Annotated in this window: 11 protein-coding genes, 1 tRNA gene and 3 rRNA genes; 7 read left to right on the top strand and 8 right to left on the bottom strand. The window is 53.9% G+C overall.

The annotated features are described in order from the left end of the window. Window positions 1–10 precede the first annotated feature (10 nt). Window positions 11–1,339, top strand: a complete 1,329-nt coding sequence (gene srmB, locus ACWHWP_RS17510) for an ATP-dependent RNA helicase SrmB (RefSeq protein WP_047346790.1) — start codon at window positions 11–13, stop codon at window positions 1,337–1,339. Between the two features lie 50 nt (window positions 1,340–1,389). Here srmB and grcA read toward each other — a convergent pair whose 3' ends face one another. Next, window positions 1,390–1,773: an autonomous glycyl radical cofactor GrcA gene (gene grcA, locus ACWHWP_RS17515; protein WP_008502190.1), complete on the bottom strand. Its 384-nt coding sequence runs from the start codon at window positions 1,771–1,773 to the stop codon at window positions 1,390–1,392. A 314-nt stretch (window positions 1,774–2,087) separates the two neighbouring features. On the opposite strand from grcA, the gene ung reads away from it, so the two are divergent. Further along, complete coding sequence (gene ung / locus ACWHWP_RS17520) at window positions 2,088–2,777, top strand: uracil-DNA glycosylase (protein WP_047346791.1); 690 nt, start codon at window positions 2,088–2,090, stop codon at window positions 2,775–2,777. 48 nt (window positions 2,778–2,825) lie between these two features. Here ung and ACWHWP_RS17525 read toward each other — a convergent pair whose 3' ends face one another. Further along, the gene (locus tag ACWHWP_RS17525) at window positions 2,826–3,941 is read right to left on the bottom strand and encodes a tRNA/rRNA methyltransferase (protein WP_447856084.1); all 1,116 of its coding nucleotides are present in this window, start codon (window positions 3,939–3,941) and stop codon (window positions 2,826–2,828) included. Between the two features lie 204 nt (window positions 3,942–4,145). On the opposite strand from ACWHWP_RS17525, the gene trxC reads away from it, so the two are divergent. The 5 genes from trxC to ACWHWP_RS17550 all read left to right on the top strand — a co-directional run bounded on the left by trxC (window position 4,146) and on the right by ACWHWP_RS17550 (window position 9,868). Further along, window positions 4,146–4,565: a thioredoxin TrxC gene (gene trxC / locus ACWHWP_RS17530; RefSeq protein WP_047346793.1), complete on the top strand. Its 420-nt coding sequence runs from the start codon at window positions 4,146–4,148 to the stop codon at window positions 4,563–4,565. A gap of 70 nt (window positions 4,566–4,635) precedes the next feature. Beyond that, on the top strand, window positions 4,636–5,334 hold the full coding sequence (tapT, locus tag ACWHWP_RS17535; RefSeq protein ID WP_447856085.1) for a tRNA-uridine aminocarboxypropyltransferase: 699 nt from the start codon (window positions 4,636–4,638) through the stop codon (window positions 5,332–5,334). A gap of 35 nt (window positions 5,335–5,369) precedes the next feature. Further along, window positions 5,370–8,033, top strand: a complete 2,664-nt coding sequence (locus ACWHWP_RS17540; RefSeq protein WP_063428236.1) for a bifunctional acetate--CoA ligase family protein/GNAT family N-acetyltransferase — start codon at window positions 5,370–5,372, stop codon at window positions 8,031–8,033. A gap of 110 nt (window positions 8,034–8,143) precedes the next feature. Beyond that, a complete protein-coding gene (gene pssA, locus ACWHWP_RS17545; protein ID WP_059312560.1) occupies window positions 8,144–9,499 on the top strand; it encodes a CDP-diacylglycerol--serine O-phosphatidyltransferase in 1,356 nt (451 codons plus the stop codon). Between the two features lie 45 nt (window positions 9,500–9,544). Next, window positions 9,545–9,868 (top strand): YfiM family lipoprotein, encoded by a 324-nt coding sequence (locus tag ACWHWP_RS17550; RefSeq protein ID WP_059312559.1) that lies wholly within the window; start codon window positions 9,545–9,547, stop codon window positions 9,866–9,868. On the opposite strand, the gene ACWHWP_RS17555 is transcribed toward ACWHWP_RS17550, so the two are convergent. From ACWHWP_RS17555 to clpB, 6 genes are all read right to left on the bottom strand, one after another. Continuing rightward, window positions 9,865–11,160, bottom strand: a complete 1,296-nt coding sequence (locus ACWHWP_RS17555; RefSeq protein WP_059312558.1) for an MFS transporter — start codon at window positions 11,158–11,160, stop codon at window positions 9,865–9,867. The two genes, ACWHWP_RS17550 and ACWHWP_RS17555, sit on opposite strands and share 4 nt — an antisense overlap. Before the next feature lie 209 nt (window positions 11,161–11,369). After that, a 5S ribosomal RNA gene (rrf, locus tag ACWHWP_RS17560) occupies window positions 11,370–11,485 on the bottom strand. Window positions 11,486–11,551: 66 nt separating this feature from the next. Further along, window positions 11,552–14,457 (bottom strand): 23S ribosomal RNA (locus ACWHWP_RS17565). A 192-nt stretch (window positions 14,458–14,649) separates the two neighbouring features. Then, a tRNA-Glu gene (locus ACWHWP_RS17570) sits at window positions 14,650–14,725 on the bottom strand. 85 nt (window positions 14,726–14,810) lie between these two features. Next, a 16S ribosomal RNA gene (locus ACWHWP_RS17575) occupies window positions 14,811–16,350 on the bottom strand. The 16S, 23S and 5S rRNA genes sit together here with 1 tRNA gene alongside, the layout of an rRNA operon. 428 nt (window positions 16,351–16,778) lie before the next feature. Further along, window positions 16,779–19,352: an ATP-dependent chaperone ClpB gene (clpB, locus tag ACWHWP_RS17580; RefSeq protein ID WP_059312524.1), complete on the bottom strand. Its 2,574-nt coding sequence runs from the start codon at window positions 19,350–19,352 to the stop codon at window positions 16,779–16,781. Between the last annotated feature and the right edge of the window lie 37 nt (window positions 19,353–19,389).

A 19,389-nucleotide genomic window follows, 5' to 3' on the forward strand; every position in this document is an offset into this window, starting at 1 on the left:
GAGGTAGAACATGACTGTAACGACTTTTTCCGAACTTGAACTCGATGAAAGCCTGCTCAATGCACTAGAGAGCAAAGGCTTTACACGCCCGACCGCCATTCAGGCAGCGGCCATTCCGCCTGCGCTTGAGGGCCGCGATGTGCTCGGTTCTGCGCCAACCGGCACGGGGAAGACAGCAGCCTATTTGCTGCCTGTGTTGCAGCATCTGCTCGACTTCCCACGCAAGAAATCTGGCCCGCCGCGTATTTTAATCCTGACGCCTACGCGCGAACTGGCAATGCAAGTTGCCGATCACGCGCGTGAACTTGCGGCGAATACTCATCTTGATATCGCCACCATCACCGGCGGCGTTGCGTATATGAACCACGCCGAAGTGTTCAGCGAAAACCAGGACATCGTCGTTGCGACGACGGGCCGTCTGCTGCAGTACATTAAAGAAGAGAACTTCGACTGCCGCGCGGTCGAAACCCTGATTCTTGACGAAGCCGACCGCATGCTGGACATGGGCTTCGCGCAGGATATCGAGCATATTGCGGGTGAAACGCGCTGGCGTAACCAGACGATGCTCTTCTCTGCCACCCTCGAAGGGGAAGCGATTAAAGATTTCGCGGAGCGTCTGCTGGAAGATCCGGTAGAAGTGTCTGCCACGCCGTCCACGCGCGAGCGTAAGAAGATTCACCAGTGGTATTACCGCGCGGACAACCTTGAGCACAAGGTTGAATTGCTCAAGCACCTGCTGAAGCAGGAAGATGCTCTGCGTACAATCGTGTTCGTGCGTAAGCGCGAGCGCGTGCACGAGCTGGCTGAAATGCTGCGTAACGCCGGAATAAACAACTGCTATCTTGAAGGCGAGATGGCGCAGATCAAGCGTACCGAAGGCATTAAGCGCCTGACCGATGGCCGCGTTAACGTACTGGTTGCAACAGACGTAGCCGCGCGTGGGATCGACATCCCGGACGTCAGCCACGTCATTAACTTCGATATGCCGCGCAGCGGAGATACCTATCTGCACCGTATTGGCCGTACCGGCCGCGCGGGCCGCAAAGGTATTGCGATTTCACTGGTCGAAGCGCATGACTACCTGCTGCTGCAGAAAATTGGCCGCTATGTTGATGAGCCGCTGAAAGCGCGCGTTATTGACGAACTCCGCCCGACCACGCGTGCGCCGAGCGAAAAAATGACGGGCAAACCGTCCAAGAAAGCGCTCGCGAAACGTGCTGAGAGAAAAGAGAAAGAAAAAGAGAAACCGCGCGTGAAGCAGCGCCACCGCGACACCAAAAATATTGGTAAGCGCCGTAAGCCAAGCTCTGCCGCACCAGAGACGAAATCTGAAGAGTAAAAAAAAGCCGGGAAAATCCCGGCTTTTTTATTCCCCCCTGTCTGAAGCCGTTACAGGCTTTCAGTAAAGGTACGCGCAATAACGTCGCGCTGCTGCTCCGGGGTGAGAGAGTTGAAGCGAACTGCATAGCCGGACACGCGAATGGTCAGCTGTGGATATTTTTCTGGATGCTCAACTGCATCCATCAGCGTTTCACGACGCAGTACGTTAACGTTCAGGTGCTGACCACCTTCCACGCGCACTTCCGGTTTCACTTCCATTGGAATTTCACGGTACTCGATCTCGCCCAGTTTGCTTACCGGCACGATTTCATCTTCTGCAAAACCCGCTTTCGCTACGACGCAGCGCGCTTCGTTTTTCTCGCTGTCCAGCAGCCAGAAAGAGTTGAGCAGATCGTCATTTGCAGCTTTAGTAATCTGGATACCTGTAATCATGTGTTGCCTCCCTTAGGCTACATTAACTGATGTCGGCCTCTCGCGGCCAATTGGTAAAACCATTGTTTCTTGTGTGTATATATATCATTCACACCACCGCGATTTATTGATTTAAATCAACAAAAACCCCAACCACACAAAGAGTGTGGTCTGAATTTATTGCTCCAGATCAATTTCGCAACCTTACCAATTCAATTCAACCTGCATAATTTCAACATAAATTGAGTGACTTACGCGCATTTTCCACCTGTAATTTTGCGCCCGTGAATTTAACGGTTAAGCTAGTCACAGATTGAGATTCGCAGGAGAGCGAGATGACGACACCTTTAACCTGGCATGACGTGCTGGCAGAAGAAAAGCAGCAGCCTTATTTTATCAATACGCTCAGCACCGTTGCCGCTGAACGTCAGTCCGGACAGACAATTTATCCGCCGCAGAAAGATGTGTTCAACGCATTCCGCTACACCGAGCTGAGCGATGTGAAAGTGGTCATTCTGGGTCAGGATCCCTATCACGGCCCTGGGCAAGCACATGGACTGGCCTTTTCCGTGCGTCCGGGCGTGGCTATCCCGCCTTCCCTGCTCAATATGTATAAAGAGCTTGAGGGAACCGTGCCCGGGTTTACCCGCCCCACTCACGGCTATCTGGAAAGCTGGGCTCGCCAGGGCGTGCTGTTATTGAATACGGTGCTCACCGTACGGGCGGGCCAGGCGCACTCGCACGCCAGCCTGGGCTGGGAGACGTTTACCGATAAAGTCATCAGCCTTATCAATGAGCATCGCGAAGGGGTCGTGTTTTTACTGTGGGGATCGCATGCGCAGAAGAAAGGAGCGATCATCGACCGTCAGCGTCACCATGTCCTGAAAGCACCGCACCCGTCACCGCTGTCTGCGCATCGAGGTTTCTTTGGCAGTAATCATTTTGTTCTGGCGAATGAATGGCTGGAAAAACGTGGCGAAACGCCAATTGACTGGATGCCTGTGTTACCGGCAGAAAGCGAGTAGTGTGAGTTTGTATGCCCGGTGAACCGGGCATACAAAAAGCATAAAGGCTTACGCTTTGTTCTGACGCCACCATTCGGCCAGCAGCACGCCGGTCGCAACGGAAACGTTCAGACTTTCCACATTGCCCGTCCCGTCGATAGAGACGCTCAGATCTGCACTGGAGAGCGCCGCGTCAGACAGACCATCGCGCTCCTGACCCAGCACCAGAACCATTTTACGCGGCAGTGTCGCTTTAAACAGCGGCGTACCGGCGTGGCTCGAAGTGGTCACGATGGAATAGCCCGCTTTACGGAACTGCTCCAGGGCATCCAGAACGCTGTCGCCGGTGATTGGCTGTACGTGCTCGGCTCCACCTTCCGCAGTACGGATCGCGGCGCCGGATTCCAGCAGCGCGGCATCCTGCAACAGCACGCCTTTCACGCCAAAGTGCGCGCAGCTGCGCATCATTGCGCCCAGGTTATGCGGATTGCCCACATCTTCCAGAGCCAGCACGCAGTCATCGGCATCCGCCTGGCTGACCCACTGCTGCACGGTCGTGCCGTTACGTTTTTTGATCAGGAAGCAAACGCCGCCGTGGTGCTCGGTGCCAGACGCTTTGGTCAGCTCAGCATCATCAACCACGTGGTAGGCTTTACGGTTTGCCGCCATCCAGCGCAGCGCTTCTTTAAAGCGTGGGGTCACGCTCTGGATAAACCAGGCGCGGACGATACACTCAGGACGGCTCTGGAACAGCGCCTGGCAGGCGTTCTCGCCATACACGCGGGTCTCTTCCGCGCGCTGACGGCGCAGCACTTCCGGGTCGATAAAGCTTTTACCGCTGATACCGCCGTGATCGGCTTTTTCCACCGTCTCATCGCCAGGGGCGCGAGAAACGGTGCGCCACGGGGAAGCGTTATCACGTGAGAAGTCATCACGCGGACGGTCACTACGTGGGCGGTCGGAACGCGGACGGTCATCGCGTTTGCGATCGTCACGTTTGCGGTCATCACTGCGGTTGTTTCTGTCATCGCGGGCGGGGCGACGGCCACCGTCTGCACGAGAAGACGCCGGACGCCCGCCACCTTTTCCGGTACGCGGATTTTGGGTGCGTTTATCAGAGTCATCATCACTGCGGACATACATCACTTTGACCTTGCCGCTTTTGTTTTTCATTTCGTCGTTCATGCTTTTCTCCACCAGCGCTGCGCGAAGCGCGCAGATTACCCGATGTGCCAGCGCATAGCCATAATTTCGTACAAAAGCCTGTGACTATTGTTCTCATTGAATAAAACGCATTGTTGTTTCAAACAGGCTCATTGATAATATGTAACATATTAGAAACATTATCGGCATACTGCCGCTGTCCCACGGCTCTATCAGAGGTTAGTTATGAATACCGTATGTGCCAACTGTCAGGCTCTTAATCGCATTCCGGACGATCGGATTGAAGATGGTGCGAAATGCGGGCGTTGTGGCCATGAATTGTTTGATGGCGATGTCATTAACGCGACGGGTGCTACGCTGGACAAACTCCTCAAGGACGATCTTCCTGTCGTGATCGATTTCTGGGCGCCATGGTGCGGCCCGTGCCGAAACTTTGCGCCGATCTTTGAGGATGTGGCCGAAGAGCGCAGCGGTAAGATGCGCTTCGTGAAGGTCAATACCGAGGCGGAGCGCGAGCTCAGCGCGCGTTTTCAAATCCGCAGTATTCCGACCATTATGATCTTCAAAAACGGTGAAATGGTCGACATGCTCAACGGTGCGGTTCCGAAAGCTCCGTTCGATAGCTGGTTAAACGAATCACTGTAACAATCCCAGGGGCACATCTTGTGCCCCGCTCCCGCCTCTGCGAAAATAGCGTTTTTCCTGCATTTCGCCCATGACTGATAACGCTGTCCTTAAATTACGTGCCGAGCGCCTTGCGCGCGCGACTCGCCCCTTTCTTGCCCGCGGCAATCGTATTCGTCGCTGTCAGCGCTGCCTGCTACCGCTGAAGGTTTGCCTGTGCGAGACGCTGGCCACGAGTTCGGCAGAGAGCCGTTTTTGTCTGGTCATGTTCGATACCGAACCGATGAAGCCCAGCAATACGGGGCGTCTTATCGCCGATATTCTGCCGGATACCGTTGCGTTTCAGTGGTCCCGTACCGAACCGCCTCAGGCCCTGCTCGACCTGGTGGCAAGCCCGGACTATCAGCCAATGGTCGTTTTCCCGGCCTCTTATGCGGGCGCAGATCGTCAGGTGCTTTCGGCGCCGCCATCCGGTAAACCGCCGCTGTTTATTATGCTGGACGGCACCTGGACCGAAGCGCGCAAAATGTTTCGCAAAAGCCCTTACCTCGACGCCCTGCCGGTGATATCTGTCGACCTTTCCCGCGTTTCCGCCTACCGCCTGCGCGAAGCGCATGCTGACGGGCAGTACTGCACCGCCGAGGTGGCCATTGCGCTTCTGGATCTGGCGGGAGATACCGCTGCGGCTGCGGCTCTGGGCAACCATTTCTCATGTTTTCGCGAGCGCTATCTGGCAGGAAAAACCGTTCATAAGGGCAGTGTCACAGCAACAGAGCCAGAAAGCGTTTAAAATCATCAGGTCGCTTGCATTCACAGGAGGCCTGCATGAGCCAGCGAGGGTTAGAAGCGCTACTTCGTCCTAAATCCATAGCCGTAATCGGCGCATCAATGAAACCGGATCGTGCTGGCTATCTGATGATGCGTAACCTGCTGGCCGGGGGATTTAACGGCCCCGTCATGCCCGTCACGCCGGCTTATAAGGCCGTCCAGGGAGTGCTTGCATGGCCTGATGTACAAAGCCTGCCTTTCGTGCCGGATCTTGCCGTACTTTGTACCAACGCAAAGCGTAATCCGGAACTGCTGGAGTCACTCGGGAAGAAAGGGTGTAAAACCTGCATTATCCTCTCCTCTCCGCCCGAGCAGAAAGCCGAGCTGCTGGCATGCGCCAACCGCTATCAAATGCGCATCCTGGGGCCAAACAGTCTGGGCCTGCTCGCCCCCTGGCAGGGGCTGAATGCCAGTTTCTCCCCGGTCCCAATCCGCAAAGGCAAGCTCGCTTTTATTTCGCAGTCGGCCGCGGTATCAAACACCATTCTCGACTGGGCGCAGCAGCGTGAAATGGGATTCTCCTACTTCATTGCCCTCGGCGACAGTCTGGATATCGACGTTGATGAACTGCTGGATTTTCTGGCGCGTGACGGCAAAACCAGTGCGATCCTGCTTTATCTTGAACACCTCAGCGACGCCCGTCGTTTTGTATCGGCTTCGCGAAGCGCTTCGCGTAATAAGCCGATCCTGGTGATCAAAAGCGGACGCAGCCCTGCAGCACAGCGTCTGTTGCATTCGCATTCCGGTATGGATCCGGCCTGGGATGCTGCCATTCAGCGCGCGGGGCTGCTGCGCGTACAGGATACGCACGAGCTTTTTTCCGCCGTTGAGACGTTAAGCCATATGCGCCCGCTGCGCGGCGAGAAGTTAATGATTGTCAGCAATGGTGCCGCCCCTGCTGCACTTGCGCTGGACGAGCTGTGGCGGCGCTTCGGCAAGCTGGCAACGCTGAGTGAAGAGACGCTGCAGCGTCTGAAAGAAGCGCTTCCGGCAAGCGTTACGCCCGGCAATCCGCTTGATTTGCGTGATGATGCCAGCAGCGAGCGCTATATCCGTGCTATCTCCATTTTGCTGGATAGCCAGGATTTCGATGCGCTGATGATTATCCACTCCCCCAGCGCGGTAGCTCCCGGGAGTGAAAGCGCGCGTGCGCTTATTGATGCCGTGCGCAATCATCCGCGAGGCAAATACGTCACCCTGCTGACCAACTGGTGCGGTGAGTTTTCCTCTCAGGAAGCGCGACGCTTGTTCAGCGAAGCCGGGCTGCCAACCTACCGCACACCGGAAGGCACCATCACCGCGTTTATGCATATGGTGGAATATCGCCGCAACCAGAAACAGCTACGTGAAACGCCGGCGTTGCCCGGTAATCTCACGGCGAACACCGTCGACGTTCACCGGCTGTTGCAGCAGGCTATCGAAGAGGGGGCGACGTCGCTTGATACGCATGAAGTTCAACCCATTCTGGGTAGCTACGGAATGCAAACCCTGCCGACCTGGATCGCCAGCGACAGCGCTGAGGCCGTTCATATAGCTGAGCAAATTGGCTACCCGGTTGCCCTTAAGCTGCGTTCCCCGGATATTCCGCATAAGTCTGATGTTCAGGGGGTCATGTTATACCTGCGCACGGCAACGGAAGTACAGCAGGCCGCAGATGCCATCTTCGACCGTGTCAAAATGGCCTGGCCGCAGGCAAGGATCCACGGACTGCTGGTGCAAAGCATGGCTAACCGCGCAGGGGCTCAGGAGTTACGGGTTGTGGTCGAACACGATCCGGTGTTTGGTCCCCTCATCATGCTGGGAGAAGGCGGTGTAGAATGGCGGCCTGAAGAACAAGCCGTGGTGGCATTACCGCCGCTGAACATGAATCTGGCGCGTTATCTGATCATTCAGGCGATTAAAAGCAAAAAGATCCGAGGCCGAAGTGCGCTGCGTCCGCTCGATATTGCCGGGTTAAGTCAGTTTCTGGTGCAGGTGTCTAACCTGATTGTGGATTGTGCAGAGATCCAGCGGCTGGATATTCATCCGCTTCTCGCCTCCGGCAGCGAGTTTACGGCGCTGGACGTGACGCTGGATATCGCGCCATTCGAAGGTGACAGAGAGAGCCGTCTGGCGATCCGGCCATATCCTCTGCAGCTGGAGGAATGGGTTGAGATGAAAAATGGGCAACGCGCCTTGTTCCGCCCTATTCTGCCGGAGGATGAACCCCAGCTGCGGGCCTTTATCTCTCAAGTTACGAAAGAAGATCTCTATTATCGCTATTTTAGCGAAATCAACGAATTTACCCACGATGATTTAGCTAATATGACCCAGATCGACTACGATCGAGAAATGGCGTTTGTTGCCGTTCGTCGCTCCGATAAGGGGGATGAGATCCTCGGCGTCACGCGTGCTATTTCTGACCCGGATAACGTCGATGCGGAATTTGCCGTACTGGTCCGCTCCGATCTTAAAGGTCTGGGCCTGGGAAGACGGCTGCTGGAAAAACTCATCAGTTATACGCGAGATCACGGATTGTTACGCCTCAATGGCATTACTATGCCTAACAATCGCGGTATGGTGACCCTGGCGCGAAAACTTGGATTTGAGGTTGATATTCAGCTGGACGAAGGTATTGTTGCCTTGTCCCTTAGTCTGACATCGGCAGACAAACACAAGTAAGCTACTGGAAATGTTACCCACTTTGGACGGGACTGGTGGTATCATTGTCCGCTTATGTTGTTTGCATGGTACAGACAACCCTTCAATGAACAGAGAAGAAACGCACTGTGATGTTGTCAAAATTTAAGCGTAATAAACATCAACAACACCTTGCTCAACTACCGAAGATTTCTCAGTCAGTTGATGATGTAGAGTTCTTTTACGCTCCCGCTCATTTTCGGGAGACGCTTCTGGAAAAGATTGCCAGCGCCACGCGACGCATTTGCATTGTGGCTCTGTATCTTGAACAAGATGAAGGCGGGCGCGCGATCCTGAACGCACTCTATGAAGCTAAACGTCAGCGTCCGGAACTGGATGTTCGCGTGCTGGTAGACTGGCATCGCGCTCAGCGTGGCCGTATCGGCGCAGCCGCTTCAAACACCAATGCTGACTGGTATTGCCGCACGGCGCAGGAAAATCCTGGCGTTGATGTGCCTGTTTATGGCGTACCTGTTAATACCCGTGAAGCGCTCGGCGTCCTTCATTTCAAGGGCTTTATCATTGATGACAGTGTGCTTTACAGCGGCGCCAGTCTGAATGATGTTTACCTGCATCAGCTCGATAAATATCGCTACGACCGTTACCATCTGATTCGTAATCCACAGATGGCCGATATCATGTTTAACTGGGTTGATAAAAATCTGGTACATGGTCGTGGCGTCAATCGCCTTGACGATCCCGAGCGTCCGAAAAGCCCGGAGATCAAAAACGATGTTCGCGCCTTCCGCCAGGAGCTCCGCGATGCGGTCTATCATTTCCAGGGTGATGCGAACAACGAAGAGTTATCCGTTACCCCGCTGGTAGGGCTCGGCAAATCAAGCCAGCTGAACAAAACGATCTTCCATCTGATGCCGTGCGCGGAGCAGAAGCTCACCATCTGTACGCCGTACTTCAACCTTCCGGCCGTGCTGGTGCGTAATATCATTCAGCTACTGCGCGACGGTAAAAAAGTGGAGATCATCGTCGGTGATAAAACGGCAAACGACTTTTTCATTCCTGAAGATCAGCCGTTCAAAATCATCGGTGCGCTGCCCTATCTCTATGAGATTAACCTGCGCCGTTTCCTGAGCCGATTACAGTATTACGTCAACACTGACCAGCTGGTTGTGCGTCTCTGGAAAGATGAAGACAACAGTTACCATCTGAAAGGCATGTGGGTCGACGATGAGTGGATGCTGCTGACCGGTAACAACCTGAACCCACGCGCCTGGCGACTGGATCTGGAAAACGCTATCCTGATCCACGACCCGCAGCATGAGTTAGCCGCACAGCGCGAGCGTGAGCTGGAACTGATTCGCACGCATACAACCGTGGTGAATCATTACCGCGAATTGCAGAGCATCGCCGATTATCCGGTGAAAGTCCGCAAGCTTATTCGCCGCTTACGTCGCATCCGTATCGACCGACTTATCAGCCGTATTCTGTAATATCCAGGCCCTGCCAACCGCAGGGCTTTTTTATGGAGCCCGTTGATGCGCATTCCTTTATTACTGAGCGTCCTCTTTCTGAGTGGCTGTAGCCATATGGCCAACGACAGCTGGTCCGGACAGGATAAAGCACAACATTTCCTCGCCTCCGCGATGGTGTCCGCAGCCGGTAATGAATATGCGCAGCATCAGGGGTATAGCCGGGACCGTAGCGCGGCTATAGGGTTGATGTTCTCAGTCGGTCTTGGGGCATCAAAAGAGCTGTGGGATAGCCGCCCCGCAGGGAGCGGCTGGAGCTGGAAAGATTTTGCCTGGGATGTCGCTGGCGCTACGACCGGCTATGCCGTGTGGCAGATGGCGCATTACTAAAGACGAATACCTTTACCCTTGCGATGCAGCATCAGAGAGACAATGAAAGCAAGGGCTCCCATTACCGTCACGTACCAGAAGAATGTCGTTTCACTTCCCCACGATTTAAGAGACAACGCAACGTACTCTGCCGATCCGCCAAACAACGCGTTGGCTACCGCATAAGAGAGCCCGACGCCTAAAGCACGTACCTGCGCCGGGAACATTTCGGCCTTCAATATCCCGCTGATAGAGGTATAGAAACTGACAATCACCATCGCCAGCATGACCAGCGCAAATGCTGCATACGGTGAGGAGACATGCTGAAGCGCAGTCAAAATAGGCACGGTACAGAGCGCCGACAATCCGCCAAAAATAAGCATCGAGGTACGTCGGCCAATTTTGTCCGAGAGCGCACCGACGATCGGCTGTATGAGCATAAAGACAAATAGCGCCACGGTCATGACAACGCTGGCGACGTTGGCGTGCATTCCGGTGGTGTTCACCAGGTACTTTTGCATATAGGTGGTGAAAGTATAGAAACTGAGAGAACCACCTGCAGTGAAGCCCAGCACCATCAGGAAAGCTTTGCGGTTACGCCATAATCCCTTGAATGTTCCCGCTTCCTTCAGCGTCCTGACCTCTTTCTGAGAGGTTTCATCCAGCTGACGGCGTAGCCAAAGCGCGACGATCGCCAGCACGGCCCCCATCGCGAAAGGGATCCGCCATCCCCAGGCATGAAGTTGTTCATCCGTCAGGATCTGCTGCAGGATCACCACCACAAGAATGGCCAGCAACTGACCACCAATAAGCGTGACGTACTGGAACGAGGCGTAAAAGCCTTTACGCCCTTCCAGCGCAATCTCACTCATGTAAGTCGCGCTGGTACCGTATTCGCCACCTACCGATAATCCCTGGAATAAGCGGGCCAGTAGCAGTAACGCGGGTGCCCAGGTGCCAATCGATTCATATCCCGGCAAGCAGGCGATCACCAGAGAGCCAAAGCACATCATACAAACCGAGATCAGCATAGAGGCCTTACGCCCGCGACGATCCGCAATGCGGCCGAATAACCATCCGCCGATGGGTCTCATCAAGAATCCTGCGGCAAATACGCCTGCCGTTTGAAGAAGTTGTGTCGTGGTATTGCCTGAGGGGAAGAAGATATGTGCGAAGTAGAGTGAACAGAATGAGTAGACGTAAAAGTCGAACCATTCAACCAGATTCCCTGAAGAGGCGCTGACGATTGCCCATACCCTTCTTCGGGTATCACTGTTAGCCAGCGTCCCGTTTGATGTAATGCTTTCTGTCATTGTGATTATGCTCCTGCCATAAACTGCGGCGTATTGAGCCAGTAGACTCAATTACCTCGTAAATGAAATGTTATAATTTTGTTATAAACAACATTGAGACAAAGATCACATATTCCATTAGCAGGATAAGGGATTAAGAGAAAGGCCAGATTGGGTAAGCACAAAGCAAAAAACCCCGCACCTTTCGGTACGGGGTTCTTCTAATTGATGCCTGGCAGTTCCCTACTCTCACATGGGGAGACCCCACACTACCATCGGCGCTACGGCGTTTCACTTCTGAGTTCGGCATGGGGTCAGGTGGGACCACCGCGCTAAAGCCGCCAGGCAAATTCTGTTAATCTGTATCAGCTGAAAATATCGTGTCTCTTCGCCAAAACACCTTCGGCGTTGTAAGGTTAAGCCTCACGGTTCATTAGTATCGGTTAGCTCAACGCATCGCTGCGCTTACACACCCGACCTATCAACGTCGTAGTCTTCAACGTTCCTTCAGGACCCTTAAAGGGTCAGGGAGAACTCATCTCGGGGCAAGTTTCGTGCTTAGATGCTTTCAGCACTTATCTTTTCCGCATTTAGCTACCGGGCAGTGCCATTGGCATGACAACCCGAACACCAGTGATGCGTCCACTCCGGTCCTCTCGTACTAGGAGCAGCCCCCCTCAATTCTCCAGCGCCCACGGCAGATAGGGACCGAACTGTCTCACGACGTTCTAAACCCAGCTCGCGTACCACTTTAAATGGCGAACAGCCATACCCTTGGGACCTACTTCAGCCCCAGGATGTGATGAGCCGACATCGAGGTGCCAAACACCGCCGTCGATATGAACTCTTGGGCGGTATCAGCCTGTTATCCCCGGAGTACCTTTTATCCGTTGAGCGATGGCCCTTCCATTCAGAACCACCGGATCACTATGACCTGCTTTCGCACCTGCTCGAGCCGTCACTCTCGCAGTCAAGCTAGCTTATGCCATTGCACTAACCTCCTGATGTCCGACCAGGATTAGCTAACCTTCGTGCTCCTCCGTTACTCTTTGGGAGGAGACCGCCCCAGTCAAACTACCCACCAGACACTGTCCGCAACCCGGATTACGGGTCTACGTTAGAACACCAGCCATTAAAGGGTGGTATTTCAAGGGCGGCTCCACGCAGACTGGCGTCCACGCTTCAAAGCCTCCCACCTATCCTACACATCAAGGACCAGTGTTCAGTGTCAAGCTATAGTAAAGGTTCACGGGGTCTTTCCGTCTTGCCGCGGGTACACTGCATCTTCACAGCGAGTTCAATTTCACTGAGTCTCGGGTGGAGACAGCCTGGCCATCATTACGCCATTCGTGCAGGTCGGAACTTACCCGACAAGGAATTTCGCTACCTTAGGACCGTTATAGTTACGGCCGCCGTTTACCGGGGCTTCGATCAAGAGCTTCGCGTTGCCGCTAACCCCATCAATTAACCTTCCGGCACCGGGCAGGCGTCACACCGTATACGTCCACTTTCGTGTTTGCACAGTGCTGTGTTTTTAATAAACAGTTGCAGCCAGCTGGTATCTTCGACTGATTTCAGCTCCACCCGCAGGGGCTTCACCTACATATCAGCGTGCCTTCTCCCGAAGTTACGGCACCATTTTGCCTAGTTCCTTCACCCGAGTTCTCTCAAGCGCCTTGGTATTCTCTACCTGACCACCTGTGTCGGTTTGGGGTACGATTTGATGTTACCTGATGCTTAGAGGCTTTTCCTGGAAGCAGGGCATTTGTTACTTCAGCACCGTAGTGCCTCGTCATCACACCTCAGCGTTAATAAACGACCGGATTTACCTAATCGTTCCGCCTACATGCTTAAACCGGGACAACCGTCGCCCGGCTAACATAGCCTTCTCCGTCCCCCCTTCGCAGTAACACCAAGTACAGGAATATTAACCTGTTTCCCATCGACTACGCCTTTCGGCCTCGCCTTAGGGGTCGACTCACCCTGCCCCGATTAACGTTGGACAGGAACCCTTGGTCTTCCGGCGAGCGGGCTTTTCACCCGCTTTATCGTTACTTATGTCAGCATTCGCACTTCTGATACCTCCAGCATGCCTCACAGCACACCTTCAACGGCTTACAGAACGCTCCCCTACCCAACAACGCATAAGCGTCGCTGCCGCAGCTTCGGTGCATGGTTTAGCCCCGTTACATCTTCCGCGCAGGCCGACTCGACCAGTGAGCTATTACGCTTTCTTTAAATGATGGCTGCTTCTAAGCCAACATCCTGGCTGTCTGTGCCTTCCCACATCGTTTCCCACTTAACCATGACTTTGGGACCTTAGCTGGCGGTCTGGGTTGTTTCCCTCTTCACGACGGACGTTAGCACCCGCCGTGTGTCTCCCGTGATAACATTCTTCGGTATTCGTAGTTTGCATCGGGTTGGTAAGCCGGGATGGCCCCCTAGCCGAAACAGTGCTCTACCCCCGAAGATGAATTCACGAGGCGCTACCTAAATAGCTTTCGGGGAGAACCAGCTATCTCCCGGTTTGATTGGCCTTTCACCCCCAGCCACAAGTCATCCGCTAATTTTTCAACATTAGTCGGTTCGGTCCTCCAGTTAGTGTTACCCAACCTTCAACCTGCCCATGGCTAGATCACCGGGTTTCGGGTCTATACCCTGCAACTTAACGCCCAGTTAAGACTCGGTTTCCCTTCGGCTCCCCTATACGGTTAACCTTGCTACAGAATATAAGTCGCTGACCCATTATACAAAAGGTACGCAGTCACACCACGAAGGTGCTCCCACTGCTTGTACGTACACGGTTTCAGGTTCTTTTTCACTCCCCTCGCCGGGGTTCTTTTCGCCTTTCCCTCACGGTACTGGTTCACTATCGGTCAGTCAGGAGTATTTAGCCTTGGAGGATGGTCCCCCCATATTCAGACAGGATACCACGTGTCCCGCCCTACTCTTCGAGTTCACAGCCTGTGTGCTTTCGTGTACGGGGCTGTCACCCTGTATCGCCGGACTTTCCAGACCGTTCCACTAACACACAAGCTGATTCAGACTCTGGGCTGCTCCCCGTTCGCTCGCCGCTACTGGGGGAATCTCGGTTGATTTCTTTTCCTCGGGGTACTTAGATGTTTCAGTTCCCCCGGTTCGCCTCGTTAACCTATGTATTCAGTTAACGATAGTGCAACGAATTGCACTGGGTTTCCCCATTCGGACATCGCCGGGTCAAAGGTTCATATCACCTCGCCGGCGCTTTTCGCAGATTAGCACGTCCTTCATCGCCTCTGACTGCCAGGGCATCCACCGTGTACGCTTAGTCGCTTAACCTCACAACCCGAAGATGTTTCTTTCGATTCACCGTCGACTTGCGAAAATTTGAGAGACTCGAACACACATAACATGTGTGTCGTTTCAATTTTCAGCTTGATCCAGATTTTTAAAGAGCAAATATCTCAAACGTCACCCGAAGATGAGTTTTGAGATATTAAGGCAGGTGACTTTCACTCACGAACCAGCAAGTGGCGTCCCCTAGGGGATTCGAACCCCTGTTACCGCCGTGAAAGGGCGGTGTCCTGGGCCTCTAGACGAAGGGGACACTGAAGTCTCAATCGCAAGACGCCTTGCTATTTACTTTTCATCAGACAATCTGTGTGAGCACTACAAAGGCAGGTTCTTTAAGGTAAGGAGGTGATCCAACCGCAGGTTCCCCTACGGTTACCTTGTTACGACTTCACCCCAGTCATGAATCACAAAGTGGTAAGCGCCCTCCCGAAGGTTAAGCTACCTACTTCTTTTGCAACCCACTCCCATGGTGTGACGGGCGGTGTGTACAAGGCCCGGGAACGTATTCACCGTAGCATTCTGATCTACGATTACTAGCGATTCCGACTTCATGGAGTCGAGTTGCAGACTCCAATCCGGACTACGACGCACTTTATGAGGTCCGCTTGCTCTCGCGAGGTCGCTTCTCTTTGTATGCGCCATTGTAGCACGTGTGTAGCCCTACTCGTAAGGGCCATGATGACTTGACGTCATCCCCACCTTCCTCCAGTTTATCACTGGCAGTCTCCTTTGAGTTCCCGGCCGAACCGCTGGCAACAAAGGATAAGGGTTGCGCTCGTTGCGGGACTTAACCCAACATTTCACAACACGAGCTGACGACAGCCATGCAGCACCTGTCTCAGAGTTCCCGAAGGCACCAAAGCATCTCTGCTAAGTTCTCTGGATGTCAAGAGTAGGTAAGGTTCTTCGCGTTGCATCGAATTAAACCACATGCTCCACCGCTTGTGCGGGCCCCCGTCAATTCATTTGAGTTTTAACCTTGCGGCCGTACTCCCCAGGCGGTCGACTTAACGCGTTAGCTCCGGAAGCCACGCCTCAAGGGCACAACCTCCAAGTCGACATCGTTTACGGCGTGGACTACCAGGGTATCTAATCCTGTTTGCTCCCCACGCTTTCGCACCTGAGCGTCAGTCTTTGTCCAGGGGGCCGCCTTCGCCACCGGTATTCCTCCAGATCTCTACGCATTTCACCGCTACACCTGGAATTCTACCCCCCTCTACAAGACTCTAGCCTGCCAGTTTCGAATGCAGTTCCCAGGTTGAGCCCGGGGATTTCACATCCGACTTGACAGACCGCCTGCGTGCGCTTTACGCCCAGTAATTCCGATTAACGCTTGCACCCTCCGTATTACCGCGGCTGCTGGCACGGAGTTAGCCGGTGCTTCTTCTGCGGGTAACGTCAATCGACAAGGTTATTAACCTTATCGCCTTCCTCCCCGCTGAAAGTACTTTACAACCCGAAGGCCTTCTTCATACACGCGGCATGGCTGCATCAGGCTTGCGCCCATTGTGCAATATTCCCCACTGCTGCCTCCCGTAGGAGTCTGGACCGTGTCTCAGTTCCAGTGTGGCTGGTCATCCTCTCAGACCAGCTAGGGATCGTCGCCTAGGTGAGCCGTTACCCCACCTACTAGCTAATCCCATCTGGGCACATCTGATGGCAAGAGGCCCGAAGGTCCCCCTCTTTGGTCTTGCGACATTATGCGGTATTAGCTACCGTTTCCAGTAGTTATCCCCCTCCATCAGGCAGTTTCCCAGACATTACTCACCCGTCCGCCGCTCGTCACCCGAGAGCAAGCTCTCTGTGCTACCGCTCGACTTGCATGTGTTAGGCCTGCCGCCAGCGTTCAATCTGAGCCATGATCAAACTCTTCAATTTAAGTTTGATGCTCGTGAATTAAACTTCGTAATGAATTACGTATGTTCACTCAGAGACTTGGTATTCATTTATTGTCCGAAGACATTAAGAATCCATGTCACTTTGAGTGCCCACACAGATTGTCTGATAAATTGTTAAAGAGCAGTGCCGCTTCGCTTTTCGCTGCGGCGCGGGGTGTGCATATTACGCTTTCCCGCTTCAGAGTCAAGCGTTTATTTTCGCTTTTCTCTGCTGACCCGGCGGCGTGTGTGCCGTTGTTCCGTGTCAGTGGAGGCGCATTATAGGGAGTTATTCCGAACCTGCAAGGGTAAAGTGAAAATTATTTACTGACTGCTCACTTTCCAGGCAAACCTTACTCCAGACCTCAATTTTCGCCTGGTTTTTAAACAAAAACGAGCCGCAAGCGGCTCGTTTTTGCGTTTTGTGACTTACTGCACTGCCACAATGCGATCGTCGTTGGCTTCCAGACGGATAACTTTGCCTGGAATCAACTCTCCGGAGAGGATCTGCTGCGCCAGCGGGTTTTCGATCTGCTGCTGGATAGCGCGTTTTAATGGACGCGCCCCGTACACCGGGTCGTAACCATTCTCGCTCAGCAGCTTCAGCGCATCGTCGGAGATGTGAATTTCATATCCACGCTCTTCCAGACGTTTATACAGACGCTGCAGCTGGATCTGCGCAATCGACGCAATGTGTTTCTCACCCAGAGGATGGAAGACCACCACTTCATCAATACGGTTGATGAACTCCGGACGGAAGTTTTGGCTGACCACACCGAGCACCAGATCCTTCATATGGCTATAGTCCAGTTCGCCGAAACGTTCCTGAATCAAATCGGAACCCAGGTTCGAGGTCATAATGACAACCGTATTACGGAAGTCGACCGTTCTCCCCTGCCCGTCGGTCAGGCGGCCATCATCCAGAACCTGAAGCAGAATGTTGAACACATCCGGATGCGCTTTTTCCACCTCATCCAGCAGGATGACGGAATAAGGACGACGGCGCACCGCTTCAGTCAGATAACCCCCTTCCTCATAACCGACGTATCCCGGAGGCGCACCGACCAGACGCGAGACGGAGTGTTTCTCCATAAACTCCGACATGTCGATACGCACCATCGCATCGTCGCTGTCGAACATAAAGTTAGCTAGCGCTTTGCACAGCTCGGTTTTACCAACACCGGTCGGCCCCAGGAACAGGAACGAACCAATCGGGCGATTCGGATCGGACAACCCCGCGCGGCTACGACGAATGGCGTTGGATACGGCCTCAACCGCTTCGTTCTGACCAATTACGCGATTGTGGAGATCCTGCTCCATGCGCAGCAGTTTTTCACGCTCGCCTTCCAGCATGCGCGCCACGGGAATACCGGTCCAGCGGGCAAGCACTTCAGCGATTTCGGCATCCGTCACTTTATTACGTAACAGACGCATCGTTTTACCTTCCGATTGCGTCGCAATCTCAAGCTGTTTTTCCAGCTCAGGTATTTTGCCGTACTGCAGCTCTGACATTCGCGCCAGATCGCCCACGCGTCGAGCCTGCTCAATGGCAATTTTTGCCTGTTCAAGTTCGGCCTTAATGGTCTGAGTGCCAGAAAGGGATGCTTTCTCGGCTTTCCACTCTTCTTCTAACTCAGAATACTGGCGCTCTTTATCGTCCAGTTCTTCATTGAGCATATCCAGCCGTTTCTTACTGGCTTCATCAGACTCTTTCTTCAGCGCCTGCTGTTCCAGCTTGAGCTGAATAATACGTCGGTCGAGCCTGTCCAGTTCTTCCGGCTTCGAGTCAATCTGCATACGAATGCTCGATGCCGCCTCATCAATCAGGTCGATGGCTTTATCTGGCAGCTGACGGTCCGCGATATAACGATGCGAAAGCGTCGCGGCCGCAACGATGGCCGGGTCAGTGATCTGCACATGGTGGTGCAGTTCATAGCGCTCTTTCAGGCCACGCAAAATTGCGATGGTGTCTTCAACGCTTGGCTCAGCAACAAACACTTTCTGGAAACGGCGTTCCAGCGCAGCATCTTTCTCAATGTACTGACGGTACTCGTCCAGCGTAGTGGCACCAACGCAGTGAAGCTCACCTCGCGCCAGCGCAGGTTTCAGCATGTTCCCGGCGTCCATCGCGCCGTCCGCTTTACCGGCACCGACCATGGTGTGCAGTTCGTCGATGAACAGAATGACGTTGCCTTCCTGCTTCGCCAGGTCGTTAAGCACGCCTTTCAGACGCTCTTCGAACTCCCCGCGGTATTTCGCACCGGCCACCAGCGCGCCCATATCCAGCGCTAGTACGCGGCGTCCTTTCAGACCTTCCGGCACTTCACCGTTCACGATACGCTGCGCCAGGCCTTCAACAATGGCGGTTTTACCGACACCCGGCTCACCAATCAGTACCGGGTTGTTCTTAGTACGACGTTGCAGTACCTGAATAGTACGACGAATCTCTTCGTCACGGCCGATCACCGGGTCAAGTTTGCCCTGTTCAGCTCGTTCGGTCAGATCGACCGTAAATTTCTTCAAAGCCTGACGTTGGTCTTCGGCTCCCTGATCATTCACGCTTTCACCTCCGCGCATTTTCTCAATCGCCTGAGTCACATTGGCGGTGGTTGCACCAGCAGATTTCAGCAGGTCGGTCAAGGTACCGCGTGATTCAAGCGCCGCCAGAACAAACAGCTCTGACGAAATAAAGTTGTCCCCACGTTTTTGCGCCAGCTTGTCGCAAAGGTTCAGCACCCGCACCAGATCCTGCGACGGCTGAACGTCACCGCCGGTCCCTTCGACCTGCGGTAAACGGCTCAGCGCCTGATCGATAGCGGTGCGTAACTGGCCAGCATTAATGCCAGCGGACGTTAATAAAGGACGTACCGATCCCCCTTCCTGATTCAGCAAGGCGCTCATTAAATGAAGAGGTTCGATAAATTGGTTGTCGTGCCCCAGTGCGAGGGACTGGGCATCGGCGAGAGCAAGCTGGAATTTATTAGTAAGACGATCCAGACGCATAACTCCTCCCATAACAGGTCAAATTTGCTACTGGAGA

It is taken from the genome of Enterobacter sp. WI-ESBL-E8 (genome assembly GCF_053364895.1).